Below are 17641 nucleotides of genomic sequence, written 5' to 3' on the forward strand. Positions count from 1 at the left end.
CCGAGTCCTCCGGCGAAAAGAAGGGGCGAAGCTCAGGTGCCGTCGGCCAGCAGGCCGGCCAGGCTCCGCAAGAAGGGTTCGACGTCGGTCACCAGGCCGACCGTCTGGAACGTCCCCCGGTCGCTCAGCTTGGTGACGGTGGACGGGTTGATGTCGACGCAGACCACCCGCACCCAGGCCGGGAGCAGGTTGCCGGTGGCGATCGAGTGGAGCGCCGTGGCGATCATCAGGGCGAAGCCGACGTCGCGGATCGACTCGCGCATCCGGGCCTGCGCCGCCACGGTGTCCGTGATCACGTCGGGCAGCGGCCCGTCGTCGCGGATCGACCCGGCCAGGACCAGGTCCACCTCGTTCTTGACGCACTCGTACATGATCCCCGACCGGATCAGCCCCGACTCGACCGCCGGGCGGATCCCCCCGGCGCGTCGGACGGTGTTGATGGTCCGGAGGTGGTGCTCGTGGCCGTGCTCGATCGCCTCCCCCTCGTCGATCGAGACGCCCAGGCTGGTGCCGTAGAGCGCCTGCTCGATGTCGTGGGTGGCCAGGGCGTTGCCGGCGAACAGGGTCTGGACCCAGCCTTCGCGGATCAGGCGGGCGACGTGCGGGGCCGACCCGGTGTGGACGATCGCCGGGCCGCCGACCAGCAGGACCTTCTTCCCCTCGGCCCGGGTGGCCTTCATCGCCGAGACCACACCGCGCAGGGTGGCGGCCTTGGGCTTTTCGGTCGAGACGCTGGAGCCCATGAAGCCGAAGACGGTCGAGTCCCGGGCCCGCTCCGACGGGGTCACGCGGACCCCGTCGTGGCCGACCACGATCGGCGTGCCGACCTTGACCTCGATCATCGGCACGCACCGGGCCGTCCCGGCCCCGAGGTCCAGCGCGATGCCGCAGTCCATCTCCTGATCGGCGACGTCCACCCAGCGGCCGCCGATGCGGACCTGGGTGCGCTGGTTGGTCGTGCTGTAGAAGCCGTCCGGGAAGGTGCCGGCGATGTCGGCCCGGGCGGTCCGGGCGTCCTCCGGGTCGGTCGGCGAGGCCCCGTGCTCGACCAGGTCGCCGAGGATCTCGTCGAGTGCGGCCGGGGTGGCGGCCCGGACCAGGATCCGGGCATAGCTCGGGTCGACCCGCCGCGAGCCGATCCGGCATTCGCGGATCTCGAAGGTCCCGCCCATCTGGAGGATCCGATCGAGGATCTTGGGCAGGAGCAACGAGTCGACGATGTGGCCCCGGACCTCGACCTCCTCGTTCGCCCCGGCCTCGATGGTCGGGGCTGCAATTTCCCTCCGGTCGTCGCGTCCCATGACGGATCGTCCTCTCGGGTTTCGGGGGTTCGTGGTCCGGTCGCTCTCCTGGATTCTACGTCGGTCAGCGGCAAAAGGCTCGGTCCGGGATCGGCGTCAGGGGTTGACGTGGACCGTCGCCGCGACGTCCAGGGGGGCTTCGCCGGGCAGGTCGGTGGTGATCCGGAAGGTCCGGTGCAGGTCGCCCCGGGTGGTCCCCTCGGCGGGGTTGTAGGTCAGGGCGATCACGTGCATCGACTTCGCCCCGGGCGTCGAGTCGACCATCTTGAAGCCGTCGCCCATCCCCTCGATCTTGGTGATCGAGAACGGCTTGGAGGACCGGACGATGAACTTGCCACCGACCGGCGCGGCGGCCGTGGCGTTGCCCAGCGAGAGCAGGCTGGGGGAGGCCGACAGGTCGCCCCGGATCTGCGCCGTGACCAGGACCGGGATGCCGGGGGTCTCGGGGTCGTTGGTCATCAGGCGGATCTCGTCGCGGACGATGCCCGACGGGGCATCGGGGCGGAGGCCGACGTTGAGCTGGTAGCCGACCTCGCCGTTGGCCCGCTTGGTCTCCTGGAGCGAGGCGATCAGCGCCTTGCTGGCCGAGACCATCTTGACGACCTTCCAGTCGGGCTTGCCGACGCGGTCGATGGTCAGCACCTGGCCGGTGGCCTGGCCGCGGCCGACCGTGCCGAAGTCGACCGAGCCGGGGTTCAGCACCACGTCGCTGAGGATCATCGACGAGACGCCCAGCCCGATCTCGGCCTCCTGGTTGCCGGCCATGACCGACACGAACAGCGTCGTGGACTTCCGCCCGACGAAGTTGCGTGTGTCCATCTCCGCCTCGATGATCGCCGTCTTGCCCGGCTCCACCAGGGCCACGTTCGCCCGGCCGCTGGTGCAGCCGCACGAGACGCGGAGGTTGGTGATCGACAGCGGGGAGCTGGTGCGATTGGTCAGCACGAACGGGTGGCGGACCTTGGCCCCGCGCGGGACCGGGCCGAAGTCGTGCGCCCGCTCGTCGAACAGGGTCTCGGACCAGTTCCGCTCGGCGGCGGCCCGGGCGGCCCCGGTCCCGATCAGGCCCGAAGCCACCGCGACGCCCCCGACGATCCATGACAACAGTAGCCGACTCATCACCGCCTCCATGCGACCGTCGTTAGCCGCGCGATCCTCCGCGGCGTCCATTCGGGATGATCGGCCCGACCGCCCCATCCGCTCCAGTCCGATTTCAGCGATCGCCCCGGGCGAAGATCCGCCGGGGGTTGTCCAGCAGCACCAGTTTCGCCACGTCCAGGGCCCGGTCGGCCGACCAGCCCCGGCCCTCGATGGCATCTTCGGCTAGGGTCTCGGCCAGGACGCGGCGGAAGGTGTTGAACTTGGGCAAGACGAATTCGAGCTTGTAGGCGTCCGAGTAGTAGCCGATCTGCTTGACCTTGGGCACCGCCTGGAGCCGGGCCTTGAGGTCCGCCGCGATGAACGCCGGGACGTTGGAGTACCACCAGTGGCCGTTGGGCACCACGTTGGGGAAGATCCAGGAATAGGCCACCAGCTCCGCACCGGCGTCGGGGGAGAGCGTCGAGACCGGGAACGTCACGTTGTGGAAGTGGTTGAACAGCTCGCGGTAGTCGTACAGGCTCACGCGGCGGTCGAACAGGTCGCGCCCGCCCGACACCCCGGCGGGGTAGACGTTGCGGACCGGCCCGATCATCAGGTCGAACGGCATCCGGAACTCGGCGCAGAATTCGGCTAGGGTCCAGAAGACGACCCGGCGGATCTCGGCGTGCTCGTCGGGCCGGAGGTCCATCCCGTGCAGGGCGCGGCGGATCGGCGTGACGGCCCGCAGCGGTGTCGAGCGATACGGGGCGAAGTCGGGCGGCAGGCTGATCGCGCAGGCGCCCGCCCCCTTGGCCGCGAACCGCTCGAACAGGACGCCGATCGCCTGGCGGAGCGTGGCGTAGTCCTGCACGTCCACCCCGGTCGATGCCCGGAGCCGTTCCAACGTCCGGGGCTCGTGGAGCTTGAGGACGAGGTCGTCGGTCCGCAGGCAGGGGACATACTGCTTGGTGTCCCACCCTTCCAACGGGTCGTCGAAGTCGTTGGTCAGGAACACCGCTTCCAGCTTGGTCCGGTCCCAGACCTCGCGATCCCAGGCCGGGCCCTTCTCGCCGGAGCGGTCGGCGTGGTCATACAGGGCCTCGATCGTCTCGCGCGAGATCCGCTCCTCGGTGAAGCCGTGGAAGGTCCGCGCGATCTCCATCAGCCAGGAAAACTGGACCGTGTTGTCGATCCGGTCGAGATAACCGGCGAGGTTGATCGCGCGTTCGCGGGGGTCCAGGTCGGGGGAGACCCGGTCGGCCGGCATCCCCGCCGCGTGGGCCAGTTCGGTATAGTAGTGGTAGCCGAGCACCTCGTCGAAGTTCCGGGCCGCCGGGCGGTGGGCGTCGATGTGCGAATGCGGGTCGAAGATCGGCCAGCGGGCCATCTCGTCGAACAGCTCGTTCGCGACCGATTCATAGCGGGTGGGGGCATTCATGGATGATGGCTCGGCTTCGACGACGGTGCGGGTGCGGGAGGGAGAGCCGATCGAGGCTAGCGACGGCCGGACCGCGAAGCAAGGGGAGAACCTCCGGTGATCCACGTCGTCGTGACCGCCGGCGGCACGGTGGCGCCGATCGATGACGTCCGCGCCCTCGCCAACGCCTCGACCGGCCGGTTCGGTGCCCGGATCGCCGAGACGGCGCTGCGGCGCGGGGCCATCGTCCATTACCTCCACGCCCCGGGCGCCCTCCTCCCATTCGCGCGGGACGCCCGCTTCGACCTCGACGCCGCCGACCCCGCCGCCGAGCTGGCCCGGCTGGCCGCGCTCCGCGAGGCGTGGGCCGGCGTCAGGGATCGCTGCCACCTCGCGCCGCTCCGGGTCGGCACGGTGGACGAGTATGCCCGGACCCTGGAACGGCTCTTGAAGGATCACCCGATCGACGCCGCGTTCCTGGCGATGGCCGCCTCCGACTACGCCCCGGAGCCGGTGGCCGGCAAGCTCTCGTCGGATGCGGAATCGCTCACGATCCGGTGCGTCCGCCAGCCCAAGGTGATCCAGCAGGTCCGGGACTGGTCCCCCTCAACCTTCCTGGTCGGGTTCAAGCTCCTGTCCGGCGTGCCGACCGCCGAGCTGATCCGCCAGGCCGAGATCGCGACCCGGACCAATCGCGCCGATTTGACGGTGGCCAACGACTTGAGTACCGTCCGTTCCGGCCGGCACGCGATCCACCTGGTCCAGCCCGGCCGCCCGGTCGCGACCGTCGAGCCCCCGGACGACATCGCCGAGGCCCTGGTGGATCGCGTCTTCGAAGCCCTCCCAAGGCCCCGCTGACCCGGGGCTTCCTCGCACCTCGGATCCATCGGAACTCGCATGGCATCGGACCCGACGAACGCAAGCGGCCCGATCCGCGAGGCCGATGGCCGCAGGCCCCAGCTCGACGGCCTCCGGTTCCTGGCATTCCTGGCCGTCTTCCTGTTCCACGCCCGGCCGGACAGGTGCCCGTGGGGCTGGGCCGGGGTCCAGTTCTTCTTCGCCCTGTCCGGGTTCCTGATCACCCGCATCCTGATCCTGGGGGAGACCGGGGACCTGTCCCGCGACCTCCGCCGGTTCTACTGGCGGCGGACCCTGCGGATCTTCCCCCTCTACTATGCCTTGCTGGCCTGGATGGCCCTGACCGGGCCGTTGCCCGACCTCGGGTGGTATCTGGCCTACCTGTCCAACGTCCGGGCGTATCTCGACGGCTCGCTCGGCGGCCCGCTCAGCCACTTCTGGACCCTGGCCGTCGAGGAGCAATTCTATCTCCTCTATCCCTTGCTCCTGCTGCTCACCCCGGCGCGGGGCCGGTTCCCGCTGGTCCTGGGGCTGATCGCGGCCTCCAAGGCGTTCCAGCTTTACGCCCACGCCCACCTCAAGATGCCGGTGTCGCGGGTGCTCCTGCCCTATTGCGGCGAGGATTTGCTCTGGGGCGCGCTGGCCGGGCTGGTCGATCTGCGCATGAGACCCCGGCGCGGGGTGGCGACCGTATCCCTGATCGCCGGCGTGCCCCTGCTGCTGGTCGGCTACCAGTTGCGGGACCGCCACCTGGCGATGATCCCGGGCAACGTGCAGGAGGCTTTGGGCGTCTCCCTGATGGCCCTGGGCAACACGTCGATCGTGTTCGGGGCCTGGCGGACCCGGAGCCGCTGGATCACCGCCCCGCTGGCGTTCCCCCCGCTCGTCTACCTCGGCCAGATCAGCTATGGCCTGTACGCCTTCCACATGCCCGTGGTGACCGGCGAATGGATGCTCGGCATCCCCTACGGCTTCATGATCCCCCGCCCCTACGGGGCATTGCTGCTCACGATCGCCCTGGCTTCCGCCTCGTGGCACTTCCTGGAACGGCCGATCAACCGGATCAAGGATCGGGCCCGACGCCCCGCCGCCCCGGGCGCCGAGGCCGATGTCCGCCCCTCGGACGCGGACCCTGCCCGCTGAGGCGGCCAAGTGGCATGATCCGGGGTCTACCGCGACCCGCACTGGTAGCGGAGGGATCGGGCCATGTCGACCGCGATCCAGAGCCCGAAGCCGCTCAGCAGGAAGGTCACCATGACGGCGGTCGCCCAGGCGATGAACGGCGTGCAGACGATCATGCTCGTCGTGAGCGTTTTGAAGGCTTCTCCCTGCCCTCTGGCATGATAGAGGCCCATCATGCAGAGGAAGAAACTGGCTCCGACCGTGAGCGCGAATTCCACCACCCCGATGACGACGGAGGTCCAGCCGAACATCTCCATCCAGCGGAAGTACCTCGGCTCCGGCCCCCGGCCGATCCGGCTGTCCGACCGGACTTCGAACGGAGGATCGTCGTCCTGATCGACCTGGATGATCGGAGGGAAGTAGGACGGCTCGGCCGGGGCCTGGGCGAAGGGGAGCGGATCCTGGATCGCCTGCGGCCCAGTTGCGTCGATGACGGGGGAGGTCGCAAAGCCGTGGAGGTCGCCTTGGTCTTCGGGACGGAAGGCGTTCCCGCACTTGCAACGGACCCGAGTCCCCGGGGGGATCGCCCTCGATGATGATCCTACCCTGCCGCAAGCCGGGCAGGTGAATGTCGACGTCGTCCCGGCGCTCATGGAATCCCCTCTCATGCGATCGAAAATCGGCCCGACACCGCAGCAAACCCATCATGATTTGTCAATGAAATGAGATGTTCCGAGATCACATGGGCGGCGAAGATCGCCGTCGGTCGCCGAATCTCGCCGCATCGGCCCACCGCCCCGAGACCGCCGGACGAATCGGTCCGAACCGGCGACCGGGCTTGCAGGAGGCCGTTCGAACGGGAGGGGTTCATCCCGCCCAAATTCCAAACTCGTAGGATTTTGGGGCTGGATTCGATTTGTTTAACGCCTATAGTGTTCGATGGCGTTCCGGGTCCCGGACGGCGTCGATCGGACCCGATCGCGCCCGACGCCCACGCCGCCCGCCCGGCCCTCCCTCCTCCCGCCGCGTCCGCCGAGGTCGAAACTGCATGATTGGGACGACGCTCCGTCGCTGCCTGTCGACCGGGATCGGTTTGGCGATCGCATCCTCCGCGACGGCGCGGGCCGATGACGCCGCGTCGGGCTCGTTCGGCGAGAACGTCGCGCCGGTCGTCTCGCAGTTCTGCGTCCAGTGCCACAACGCCAAGAAGGCCAAGGGCGAGATCAACCTGGAGGCGTTCGCCGACGAGGCGTCGATCCTCAAGGATCTGAAGACCTGGCGGAAGGTGCTCGACATCCTCGAAGACGGGTCGATGCCGCCCGCCGACCAGCCCCAGCCCGGGGACGAGCAGTCGGCCCACCTGCTGGCCTACCTCCAGAGCGTGGTGTCCAAGGCGGGCTGCAACGTGAACGCCGACCCCGGCCGGGTCACGATGCGGCGGCTGAACCGCGAGGAATACAACAACACGATCCGGGACCTCGTCGGGGTGGATTTCCGCCCGGCCGAGGACTTCCCCGCCGACGACGTCGGCTACGGGTTCGATAATATCGGCGACGTGCTGACCCTGCCGCCGCTGCTGATGGAGAAGTACCTGGCCGCCGCCGAGCGGATCGCCACCCTGGCGATCGTCGCCGACGAGCCCCCGACCGGCCCGACCCGGACCTTCACCGGCCTGGAACTGTCCAAGGGTTCCGGCCACGGGCCGGGCTCCGTCGACGACCAGTCGGGCGGCTGGTTCATGGCCACCAACGCCGAGGCCGTGGTCGGCAAGGCGTTCCCCGAGGCGGGGTCGTACCGCGTCCGGGTCCGGGCCTTCGCCGAGCAGGCCGGGGACGAGCCGGCGCGGATGGAGATCCGCGTGGCCGGCAAGAAAGAAAAGGCCTTCGAGGTCCCGGCGGAGCGTGGGGCGCCCGGGACATACGAAGCCATCGTCCGCCGCGCCGAGCCGGGCGGCCGCCTCGACGTCGCCTTCACCAACGACGCCTGGTTCCCGAACGAAGCCAATCCCGCGCGTCGCGACCGCAATCTCGTGGTGGTGTCCATCGAGGTCCAGGGCCCCCTGGTCGGCCAGGGCTACGACCTGCCCGCATCGCACCGCCGGATCGTGTTCCGCGAGCCCGACCGCACGCGACCGAACGAACCCAATGCGGCGACCGACCGGGCGCGGCCAAACGAAGCCATTCGGGCGATCCTCCAGCGGTTCGCCACCCGGGCCTTCCGCCGCCCGGCCACGCCGGCCGAGGTCGACCGCCTGCTCGCGCTGGTTGACGGGGTGATGGCCGACGGCGAAAGCTTCGAGCACGGCCTCCGCCTGGCGATCCAGGCGGTGCTGGTGTCGCCCCACTTCCTGTTCCGGGTCGAACTCGACGACCGGCCCGACGCACCCCGCGAGCTGTCCGACCTGGAACTGGCGTCCCGGCTCTCCTACTTCCTGTGGAGCAGCATGCCCGACGACCCGCTCCTGGATCTGGCCGTCCAGGGGCGGTTGCACGACCCCGAGGTCATGAAGGGGCAGGTCGCCCGGATGCTGGCGGACGGCAAGTCGTGGTCCTTGATCGAGAACTTTTCGAGCCAGTGGCTCCAGACCCGGGCCCTCAAGATCGTCAGTCCGTCGCTGGGGCGGGGCACCCGCTTCGACGAGCCTTTGCGGGCCGCCATGAAGCGCGAGCCGGAACTGTTCTTCGAGGCGGTCGTCCGCGAGGATCGGAGCATCCTCGACTTCCTCGACTCCGACTACACCTTCCTCAACGAACGGCTGGCCAGGCACTACGGGATCGAGGGGGTCGAAGGCCCCGAGTTCCGCCGCGTGTCGCTGACCGACGGCAAGCGGGGCGGGGTGGTGACGATGGCCTCGGTGCTGACCGTCACCTCCAACCCGACCCGGACCTCGCCGGTGAAGCGCGGCAAGTGGATCCTCGAAGAGATTTTGGGGACGCCGCCCCCGCCGCCGCCGCCCGGGATCTCGGACCTGCCCGACGAGAAGAAGGGCGTGCTCACCGGATCGGTCCGGACGCGGATGGAGAAGCATCGGGCCGACCCCAACTGCGCGACCTGCCATAGCCGGATGGACCCCCTGGGGTTCAGCCTGGACAACTACAACGCGATCGGGGCCTGGCGCGACAACGAGGGGCCGTTCCCGATCGACGCCTCGGGCGTCCTGCCGTCGGGGCAGACGTTCACCGGGCCCAAGGAGTTGAAGGGGATCCTGCTCGGCAAGAAGGAGGCGTTCGCCGCCTGCCTCACCGAGAAGATGATGACCTTCGCCCTGGGGCGGGGCCTGGATGCCAAGGATCATTGCGTGGTCGAGGCCGTGGCCGAATCGGTCCTCCGGGACGGCGGCAAATTCTCCACGCTGATTGCGGGGATCGTGAACAGCGGCCCGTTCCGGAAACGGGGCGCCGATGGGAGCCAATCGCCATGAAGCCGATCTCGCGACGGACCGTTCTGAGGGGCCTGGGCACCGCGATGGCCCTCCCCTGGCTGGAGGCGATGGCCCCCGCCGCCGACCTTGCCGCCAAGGGGGTCGCCGCCGCGGCGACCACGGCCCCGAGGCGGATGGCGTTCTTCTACGTCCCCAACGGGGTCCGGATGTCGGCCTGGCGGCCCGAGGGGGAGGGGGCCGACTTCAAGCTCCCCGAGATCCTCCGGCCGCTGGAAGGGTTCCGGGATTCGCTCAACGTCCTGACCGGGCTGACCCAGGACGGCGGCCGCGCCCACGGCGACGGCCCCGGCGACCACGCCCGGTCGATGGCCAGCTTCCTCACCGGCAAGCACCCGCTCAAGACCAACGGATTCAACATCAAGGCCGGCGTGTCGGTCGACCAGGTCGCCGCCAAGGTCGTGGGGAAGGCCACCCGGTTCCCGTCCCTGGAACTCGGGATCGACCGGGGAGCCCTCGCCGGAAGCTGCGACTCGGGATACAGTTGCGCCTACTCGGCCAACATCTCTTGGCGGTCGGAATCGACCCCGATGGCCAAGGAGATCAACCCCCAGCTCGTCTTTGAGCGGCTGTTCGCCGACCAGCTTTCGGGGCTGTCCCCGGAAGCCCGCTCCATCCGCGAGCGGCGGCGTCGGAGCGTCCTGGACTTCGTCGCCGAGGATGCCCGCCAGCTCCGGGGCCGGCTCGGCAAGCTCGACCGCGGCAAGGTGGACGAGTACCTGACCTCGGTCCGCGAGCTGGAGCAGCGGATCGCCCGGTCGGAGAAGGAAGAGGTGGTGGACCTCCGGGGCATCCCCCGCCCCGACGGGATCCCCCAGGACAACCGCGAGCACATCCGCCTGATGTTCGACATCCTGGCGCTGGCGTTCCAGACCGACGTCACGCGGATCTCGACCTTCGCCTTCGCCAACGAGGGGAGCACCAAGAGCTACAAGTTCATCGGCGTCCCCGAAGGGCACCATGACCTGTCGCACCACGGCCGCGACCCCGAGAAGCTCGACAAGCTCCAGAAGATCAACACCTACCACATCGAGCAGTTCGCCTACTTCCTCGACAAGCTGCGGAACAGCTCCGAGGGGGACAGCAACGTCCTCGACAACTCGATGATCGTCTACGGCAGCGGGCTCAGCGACGGCGACCGCCACAACCACGACGACCTGCCGGTGCTGCTGCTGGGCAAGGGGGGCGGCACCATCCCGACCGGCCGCCACCTGGTCTATCCCAAGGACACGCCGCTCAACAACCTCTACCTGTCGATGCTGGGCCGGGTCGGCGTCGACACCCCGACGCTCGGCGACGGGGCCGGGCCCCTGGACCGGCTGGACGGCTGAACAGACCGGGCCGGGCGTCGCTGCGATGCAGGACGCCCGGCCTTCCGGTTCAGGGTCGGGCCGACCGCTTGACCTTCCGGGCCTGCTGGTGGATCGCCCCCACCACGCCCAGCCGATCGAGCAGCCGATAGGGCCGGAGCTGCCGCTGGTATTCGACGACCCGGGTCTCATGCCCGGCCCGCTCGTGGTTCCAGCCCGCCATCTGGGCCTCGAACCGTTCCCGCTCCCGCTCGAACCGGGCCCGTTCGCGGTCGAATCGCTCGCACTCGGCGGCATGCCGGGCGCGATCTTCGGCGTGGAGGGCCTCGGCCTTCTCGCGGGCCGCGCGTTCCTGTATCGCCAGCCGGGCCCGCCGCGATGCCTCCGACTCCCAGGTCGCGCAATCGGATCGGAGGTCGTCCCGCTCCGCCTCGACCCGGGCGAGTTGCTCGGCGGCCCGGGCGGCCGCCTCGGCCAGTTCCCGGCCCATCCGCTCGCGTTCGGCGTGGTGGGCGGCCTGCTCGGCGAGCCGGGCGGCCTGCACGGCGGCGAGGCCGTTTTGCAGCTGGATCAGGTCGGCGAGCCGCCGCTCGCTCACGGGCGTGAGCTGGTTGACCTCGTTGCGGGCGACGTCGCGCTCGTGGCTCAGGGTCGCCACGGCGGCATCCCGCTCGTGCATGAGGCGGATCAGGGCCTCGTCCCGCTCCCGGGCCATGTGGTCATACCCGGCCTGGGCCTTGACCTTCTCGGCCTCGACCTCGGCCAGCAGGCGTTGGCACTCGTCGCGGAGCCGGGCCGTCTCGGCCATCTCGAACCGATCCCGCGAGTTGATCGGCGCCTGGACCAGGGGCACGGCCGCTTCCAGGTCGGCCCGGAGGAAGAAGCGGTTCACCCCGTCGGTGGCGGCGTCGATGTAGCCGCGATCGGCCAGCGGCGCGGTCCAGTGGGCGGAGGCCGGCCCCGCGACCACGAAGACCCGCGGCTGCCAGCGATCGAGCGGCATCCCGCGCAGGATCGGGGCGACCTCGGCCCCTTCGCCGATCAGGACGATGTCGGGCACGCCCAGGCGATACTGGTCGATTAGGCCGGCCAGGGCCCGGGTCGACGACATCGGCACGCCGGCCTCGTCGTAGGCCATCCCGGCGTCGGCGTCCGACAGGCGGATGGTGAGGTTGAGGTCGGCGGGACGCTCGGCGCGGAATCGGCCGTGGTCGGCCCCGGGCGCCTCGACGTTGATCCCGGTCCAGCCCCGCAGGTGGAAGAAGAACGAGGCGTTGTCCCGGGTCGGGTGGCCGGCGTTGATGTCGAGGAACAGGCCGGTCCGGCCCCGGAAGATCCGGTCGAGCCGGATGTCCTCGGCATTGGGGGCGTAGGAGACGCGCGGGAGGCTCGACTCGGCGGCGGCTTCTTGCCCGGAGATCCCGGCCCACTGGAGGTCGGCCTCGTAGCCCCGCTCGATCAGCCAGCGGCCGCAGATCGGGGCCAGGGCACGGCACTGCTCCGGCGAGAACGACTCGCGCCAGAGCCCGGTCCGGCCGTCGCGGATGTGATTCCAGTGGAGCAGGGAGGCCGGGTCGAACAGCGACAGGTCCTGTGGGAGCAGTTCGGTCCCCTCGGACCGGAGCTTGTCGTTGAGCTTCTCGATCCGCTTCCGGTTGGCCTCGCGGGACATCTCATCGGCGATGGCCTGAGCCTCGTCGTCGTCCAGCCGGACGCCGACGTGGGCGGCGATCTCCGCCACGGCGTTGGCCGGCTCGGAGACGATCGCCTCGTAGGTCTGGACCAGCACGCCCGGCCGGTGCCGCCAGAAGCGATCGTTGTCCAGGCACAGTTCGAGGAACCCGCCCTCGGCGATGATGTCCTCGAAGCTGGCGTCGGTCATGTGCATCCAGGAGAGGGCCACGTCGCGGATGTCGCGATGGGCGAAGATCCCCAGGGCCCGGCCTTCGTGGAGGATCTCGTCGAAGCAGGGGTGGGCGTCGTGGGCCTTCATGACCTGCCAGCCCGCCGAGGCGCGGTCGGCGACCGCCTTCTCGACGAAGGTCGGCCCATCGATGAAACCGATCCGCCGGCCGTTGCGATGGCGTTCCAGGATCAGGCTGGCGACGCCATACTGCCAGGTCGAGCAGGACCGGTACATTCCCACGCAGAGAACGATCATGGTTGACCCACTCTGTTTTGAACCGAGGCGGGCTTCTGGCCGTCGCCTCGGGCGAATCGGTCGGGTTATCGTGTGCAGGCGCACCCTTCCCCGGGAAGCCGGGCATTTTATCGATCGGCCGGAAAGCGCCTAGATCTCTACTGAGCCTCGGGTCAATTCCCGGGCGGGCCGCCGTCGTCGCGCCTCCGGACGTCGGCCTGGGAGACCCCGATCGAGGTCGGCCCCCGGCGGACCCAGGCCCGCAGCCGGGTCGGCCCGGCGGGGATCGGGATCCCCTCCACCCGGGAGGTGGCGGCCCGGTCGGCCACCTTCGCGCGGCGAGTCTGGCCGCCCACCTCGATCTCCAGGTCGCCCTCCGGCCCCGGTTCGAATCGGAAGGCCAGGTCGAATGTGCCGGCCCGGATCACGTCGACATCCCACCCGCCCATCTGCGACGCGTCCTGCACGACGCCCTCCCCGCGCCAGTCCTGGCGGGTCAGGGTCGAAGGGTTCTCGCGGGGCGATCCCAGGTCGATCCGGGGCAGGGCATGGGCCGGATCGGCGGTGACGTCGGCGAACCAGGCCTCATAGGCCTTGAGGAGAGCGGCGACCTCTTGCGGGTGGGTCGCCGCGAGGTTGTGGGCCTCGGCCGGGTCATCCCGGATGTCGTAAAGCTCATAGGGCAGGGGGGAGGGGAGGGGGGACGGGTCGACATTGGCCGCCCCCGAGACGCCGACCGGCTGCGCGAGCTTGTAGCGGTCGCCCCGTGCCGCGAACGCGCGGTACCGCTCGGGCCGATCGCCCCGATGCCACTGGAAGAAGAGGGTCCGCTCCGGCCAGGGCACGGGCTCGCCCCGGAGCAGCGGCATCAGGTCCCGGCCATCGAAGGCCACCGAGGCCGGCCGTTCGACCCGGCAGGCGGAGAGGATCGTGGGGACCAGGTCGATGTGGGCCGCGATCGGCCCGACCACGCGGCCCGCCTCCAGGGTGCCCGGCCAGCGGACGAAGCAGGGGACGCGGATCCCCCCTTCGTGGACGCTGACCTTGAGGCCCCGGAGCCCGGCGTTAAATCGGGGCTGCTGCGGGCCGTTGTCGGACAGGAAGATGACCAGGGTGTTGCGGGCGATCCCGAGTTCGTCGAGCCGGTCGAGGACCCGGCCGACGTTGGAATCGACCCGCGCCAGCATCGCGTAGAGCTTCGACGTGGCGTCGTCGGACTTCAGCAAGGCTTTGTCGGTGGCCGGGACGTCGAGGGGGACGTGCGGGGCGGTATAGGTCAAGGTCGCGAAGAACGGACGCGACCGATCCGCCCCGATGAACCGGAGGGTCGCGTCGGTGAACAGGTCGGTCGTGAAGCCCGGGGTGGGCTCGGGCTTGCCGTTGTGCTCCAGGACCGGGTCGAAGTTGCCCGGACCGCTGCCCGGCAGGTCCGACGCCTGGCCGACGCCCCCGCCCCGGATGACCAGGGACTCGTCGAACCCCTGATCCATGGGGCGGGACGGGGCATTGTCCCCCAGGTGCCACTTGCCGAAGATCCCGGTGCGATAGCCGGCGCGGGAGAGCATCTCGGCGATCGTGGTCTCGCCGGTGTGCATGATCGACCGCCCCCGGAAGGTGTCGACGACCCCGGTGCGGTAGGAATACCGGCCCGTCATCAGGCTGGCCCGGGTGGGCGAGCAGACCGGCGAGACGTAGAAGGAGGCGAACCGGACGGACTCGCGCGCCAGGGCATCGAGCCGGGGCGTCCGGATGTCGGGGTTGCCGTGGAACCCGAGATCGCCGTAGCCCTGGTCGTCGGTCACGATCAGGAGCACGTTGGGGGGCGGAGCCTGGGGGGCCTCTTCGCCCCGGGCCGGGGCGGCCATCAGGGGCCAGACGACGGCGGAAAGGCCCGCGATCACGCGGATGAGCGACGTCATGGATCGAGACTCGCGAGAGGGGTAGGGGACGGGTCTCTCTGTCGGCGGCTCATTGAAGGCGGCCGCCCGCGACGCAAGAATGAGACGGACGACGGCGCCCGGGCGGGGATCAAGCGGCCTCGCGGGGCGGCAGACCTGGGGGGTTCGCTCGATGTTCGATCTCGAGAAGGTCCAGTCCGCCCTGCACGAGGCGGGGCTCGACGGCTGGCTGCTCTACGACTTCCGGGGGAGCAACCCGCTCGCCCGCCGGATCCTCGACCTCGGCGACCGCAAGCCCGGCTCTCGCCGATTTTTCTATTTCATCCCAGCCCGAGGCACGCCGGTCAAGGTGGTGCACGCGATCGAGTCGGCGGCCCTGGATCATCTGCCCGGCACGAAGCGGGTCTTCTCGCGCTGGCAGGAACTGGAGGCGGCGGTCGGGGAGCAGGTCGCGGGCCGGTCCCGGATCGCCATGGAATACTCGCCCCGCAACGCCAACCCCTACATCGGCCGGGTGGATGCCGGGACGATCGAGATGGTCCGCTCGTTCGGCCCGGAGATCGTCTCCTCCGGGGACCTGATCCAGGAATTCGAGGCGACCTGGGACGACGACCAGTGGCGGATGCTCCTGCGTGCGGCGGAAGTCACCGACTCGGCGTTCGACGTCGCGTTCGGGCTGATCCGCAAGGCGGTCCGCGACGGCCGCAAGACCAGCGAGTCGGAGGTGCAGCGGGCGATCCTCGACCACTTCGCGGCGCACGGGCTGGTGACCTACAGCCCCCCCAACGTCAGCGTCGGGCCGCACAGCGGCGACCCCCATTATGAGATGACGGCCGAGACCGACGCCCCGATCGGCCCGGGCGACTTCGTCCTGATCGACCTCTGGGCCAAGGTCGACGACCCGAAGGGGGTCTACAGCGACCTGACCCGGGTCGGCTACGTCGGCGAGACGGTCCCGGAGAAGTACGAGCAGGTCTTCGACGTGGTGGCGCGGGCCCGGGACGCGGCGATCGCGGCGGTGCGGGACGCCTTCGCCGCCGGCCGGCCGATCCGGGGCGGCGAGGTCGACGACGCCGCCCGATCGGTGATCGAGGCCGCCGGCCTCGGCAAGTTCTACACTCACCGGACCGGGCACAACATCGGCCGCGAAGTCCACGGCAACGGCGCCCACCTCGACAACCTGGAAACCCGCGACGATCGGCTGATCCTCCGGCGGACCGGGTTCTCGATCGAGCCGGGCGTCTACTACCCCGACGATTTCGGCATCCGCAGCGAGGTCAACCTGTTCGTCGACGCCGGCGGGCAGGTCCACGTCACCGGCGGCGAGCCCCAGGAGCGGGTGCTCGCGATCCTGGCCTGAACGGCCGTCTCCCCCCCGACTCCTCCTCCATCGAAGCGGCACCCATCCATGACCTCGATCGACCCGCCGAACCCCGATGACGCCCCCGCCGGGGTCATCCTCCCGCCCCCCCGGCCGACGACGCCGCCGATCCGGCGGGGTTTCGTCCGCGTGTTCCTCTCCCTGTTGGCGCTGACGATCCTGGTCTACGGGATCCCGTATCTCCTGGAGAGGAGCGGCTACGCCTACGAGTCGGGCCGGGCCCGCGCCTCGGCCGAGGCCCTATCCAGGTTGGACAAGGCGGGGGTCATCGATCGGGCGTCCGAGCTGTTCCGGCTGGCGGCCAACGCGGTGTCGCCGGCCGTGGTCAACATCCGGACCCAGACGTTCGGCCCGAAGGGCGGGGGGACCGTGGGGTCGGGCGTGATCGTCGACAAGGCGAAGGGCTACATCGTCACCAATAATCACGTCATCGAGGGGGCTGACGAGATCGTGGTCCGGGTCGGCCGCTGGACCGAGGTCCAGGGCGAGTTGGTGGGGGCCGACCCGCGGACCGACCTGGCGGTGATCCGGGTCAAGGCGACCCTGCCCGCCGACGCCGGCTGGGGCGAATCCGACCGCCTGGAGATCGGCGAGTGGGTCGTCGCCATCGGCAGCCCCTTCGGCCTGGAGCGGAGCGTGACGGTCGGCATCGTCTCGGCCACCGAGAGGAACAACCTCGGGATCGTCGGCCCGGACCAGGCGTTCTATGAGAACTTCATCCAGACCGACGCCTCGATCAACCCGGGCAACTCGGGCGGGCCGCTCGTCGACCTGCGCGGGCGGGTGATCGGCATCAACACCGCCATCATCGCCGACGACCGGAATTTCAAGGGGATCGGCCTGGCCATCCCCTCGGACATGGCGCGGAAGGTCGTCGGCCAGTTGATCGGGTCGGGCCAGGTCGTCCGGGGCTTCCTGGGCGTGGGCTCCCAGGAGGTCTCGGCCGAGCAGGCCGCTCGGGCCCACCTGGAGGAACCCCGGGGCGCACTGGTCTCGCTGGTGCTGCCCGGCAGCCCCGCCGAGAAGGCCGGCCTCCGGGTCGATGACATCATCGTCGGCATCGACGGCAAGGCCGTGGACGACCCGATCGCGCTTCGCAACCATGCTTTCCTCCTGGAGGTCGGCGCCGACGTCCCGATCTCCTACCTCCGCGACGGCCAGGCCCGGTCCACCAAGGCCAAGATCGTCGCCATGCCCGCGGATCGGGTCGTTTCCCTGTTCGGCGTGACGGTCAAGGAAGTGCCACGGGACCAGGATGGCGTGCTGGCCGTCGATCAGGTCGTGCCCGGGAGCCCCGCCGACCGTGCCGGCCTGAAGGTCGGCGACCGCGTGCTCGCGTTCGGCATGCGGCCGATCCTGTCCAAGTCCGATTTCGACACCGGCATCAACCAGTTCGCCCTGACCGGGCGGTTGCAATTGCTCGTCTCCCGCTCCGGCAAGCGCGAAGTCGTGAGCGTCGGCATCGAGTCCGGCCCGCCCGCCCGAGGCCCGGGTTGACAGGGCCTGATGATCCCTGGCGGAAAAGCGACGATTAGACACCTGGTTTGCGAGACTCAGTCAAGGCAACCCAGCATCCCCTTCTTTTTCGCCGGGTTCTCCGCGAAATCTTCTCGGAACGAGTCGCGGCATGGGAGTCAAGGATAATTTGTCAGAGCCGGGGGAAGGCCCCGGGTAGGCCGCCCGACCGGACGACCT

Annotated in this window: 12 protein-coding genes; 6 read left to right on the forward strand and 6 right to left on the reverse strand. The window is 69.8% G+C overall.

The window, feature by feature from the left end; genetic code table 11:
- Window positions 1-32: 32 nt before the first annotated feature.
- The 3 genes from TA3x_RS06740 to TA3x_RS06750 all read right to left on the reverse strand — a co-directional run bounded on the left by TA3x_RS06740 (window position 33) and on the right by TA3x_RS06750 (window position 3819).
- Window positions 33-1301, reverse strand: coding sequence for a TIGR00300 family protein (locus tag TA3x_RS06740; RefSeq protein WP_435019541.1), 1269 nt, complete (start codon window positions 1299-1301; stop codon window positions 33-35).
- 96 nt (window positions 1302-1397) lie between these two features.
- The gene (locus TA3x_RS06745) at window positions 1398-2420 is read right to left on the reverse strand and encodes a DUF1573 domain-containing protein (protein ID WP_435019543.1); all 1023 of its coding nucleotides are present in this window, start codon (window positions 2418-2420) and stop codon (window positions 1398-1400) included.
- 94 nt (window positions 2421-2514) lie between these two features.
- Entirely contained in the window at window positions 2515-3819 is a 1305-nt protein-coding gene (locus TA3x_RS06750) for a glucuronate isomerase (protein ID WP_435019545.1), read from the reverse strand.
- A 96-nt stretch (window positions 3820-3915) separates the two neighbouring features.
- Between TA3x_RS06750 and TA3x_RS06755 the strand changes: the two genes are divergently transcribed.
- On the forward strand, window positions 3916-4656 hold the full coding sequence (locus TA3x_RS06755; protein ID WP_435019547.1) for a phosphopantothenoylcysteine decarboxylase domain-containing protein: 741 nt from the start codon (window positions 3916-3918) through the stop codon (window positions 4654-4656).
- Window positions 4657-4695: 39 nt separating this feature from the next.
- Window positions 4696-5799 carry an acyltransferase family protein gene (locus TA3x_RS06760; RefSeq protein ID WP_435019549.1) on the forward strand — a complete coding sequence of 368 codons (1104 nt, stop codon included), beginning with the start codon at window positions 4696-4698 and terminating at the stop codon, window positions 5797-5799.
- A gap of 26 nt (window positions 5800-5825) precedes the next feature.
- Here the strand turns inward: TA3x_RS06760 and TA3x_RS06765 are convergent, their stop codons facing one another.
- Window positions 5826-6431, reverse strand: coding sequence for a hypothetical protein (locus tag TA3x_RS06765; RefSeq protein ID WP_435019551.1), 606 nt, complete (start codon window positions 6429-6431; stop codon window positions 5826-5828).
- A 395-nt stretch (window positions 6432-6826) separates the two neighbouring features.
- Between TA3x_RS06765 and TA3x_RS06770 the strand changes: the two genes are divergently transcribed.
- Window positions 6827-9199, forward strand: coding sequence for a DUF1592 domain-containing protein (locus TA3x_RS06770; protein ID WP_435019553.1), 2373 nt, complete (start codon window positions 6827-6829; stop codon window positions 9197-9199).
- Window positions 9196-10548: a DUF1552 domain-containing protein gene (locus TA3x_RS06775; protein WP_435019555.1), complete on the forward strand. Its 1353-nt coding sequence runs from the start codon at window positions 9196-9198 to the stop codon at window positions 10546-10548. Before TA3x_RS06770 ends, TA3x_RS06775 begins: the two co-directional genes overlap by 4 nt.
- A 49-nt stretch (window positions 10549-10597) precedes the next feature.
- Here the strand turns inward: TA3x_RS06775 and TA3x_RS06780 are convergent, their stop codons facing one another.
- A complete protein-coding gene (locus TA3x_RS06780; RefSeq protein WP_435019557.1) occupies window positions 10598-12688 on the reverse strand; it encodes a sulfotransferase domain-containing protein in 2091 nt (696 codons plus the stop codon).
- A gap of 152 nt (window positions 12689-12840) precedes the next feature.
- Window positions 12841-14586: an arylsulfatase gene (locus TA3x_RS06785; RefSeq protein ID WP_435019559.1), complete on the reverse strand. Its 1746-nt coding sequence runs from the start codon at window positions 14584-14586 to the stop codon at window positions 12841-12843.
- 151 nt (window positions 14587-14737) lie between these two features.
- On the opposite strand from TA3x_RS06785, the gene TA3x_RS06790 reads away from it, so the two are divergent.
- Both TA3x_RS06790 and TA3x_RS06795 read left to right on the forward strand, forming a co-directional pair.
- Window positions 14738-15925 carry a M24 family metallopeptidase gene (locus TA3x_RS06790; RefSeq protein WP_435019561.1) on the forward strand — a complete coding sequence of 396 codons (1188 nt, stop codon included), beginning with the start codon at window positions 14738-14740 and terminating at the stop codon, window positions 15923-15925.
- A 48-nt stretch (window positions 15926-15973) separates the two neighbouring features.
- Window positions 15974-17443, forward strand: a complete 1470-nt coding sequence (locus tag TA3x_RS06795) for a trypsin-like peptidase domain-containing protein (RefSeq protein WP_435019563.1) — start codon at window positions 15974-15976, stop codon at window positions 17441-17443.
- Window positions 17444-17641 lie beyond the last annotated feature (198 nt).

Origin of the sequence: Tundrisphaera macrotermitis (genome assembly GCF_051175315.1) — a bacterium.
Classification (GTDB): domain Bacteria; phylum Planctomycetota; class Planctomycetia; order Isosphaerales; family Isosphaeraceae; genus Tundrisphaera.

Coding starts and splice junctions, on each gene's coding strand:
- TA3x_RS06740 (WP_435019541.1), bottom strand. CDS start 1,301: ATGGGACGCGACGACCGGAGGGAAATTGCAGCCCCGACCATCGAGGCC.
- TA3x_RS06745 (WP_435019543.1), bottom strand. CDS start 2,420: ATGAGTCGGCTACTGTTGTCATGGATCGTCGGGGGCGTCGCGGTGGCT.
- TA3x_RS06750 (WP_435019545.1), bottom strand. CDS start 3,819: ATGAATGCCCCCACCCGCTATGAATCGGTCGCGAACGAGCTGTTCGAC.
- TA3x_RS06760 (WP_435019549.1), top strand. CDS start 4,696: ATGGCATCGGACCCGACGAACGCAAGCGGCCCGATCCGCGAGGCCGAT.
- TA3x_RS06765 (WP_435019551.1), bottom strand. CDS start 6,431: ATGAGCGCCGGGACGACGTCGACATTCACCTGCCCGGCTTGCGGCAGG.
- TA3x_RS06770 (WP_435019553.1), top strand. CDS start 6,827: ATGATTGGGACGACGCTCCGTCGCTGCCTGTCGACCGGGATCGGTTTG.
- TA3x_RS06775 (WP_435019555.1), top strand. CDS start 9,196: ATGAAGCCGATCTCGCGACGGACCGTTCTGAGGGGCCTGGGCACCGCG.
- TA3x_RS06780 (WP_435019557.1), bottom strand. CDS start 12,688: ATGATCGTTCTCTGCGTGGGAATGTACCGGTCCTGCTCGACCTGGCAG.
- TA3x_RS06785 (WP_435019559.1), bottom strand. CDS start 14,586: ATGACGTCGCTCATCCGCGTGATCGCGGGCCTTTCCGCCGTCGTCTGG.
- TA3x_RS06790 (WP_435019561.1), top strand. CDS start 14,738: ATGTTCGATCTCGAGAAGGTCCAGTCCGCCCTGCACGAGGCGGGGCTC.
- TA3x_RS06795 (WP_435019563.1), top strand. CDS start 15,974: ATGACCTCGATCGACCCGCCGAACCCCGATGACGCCCCCGCCGGGGTC.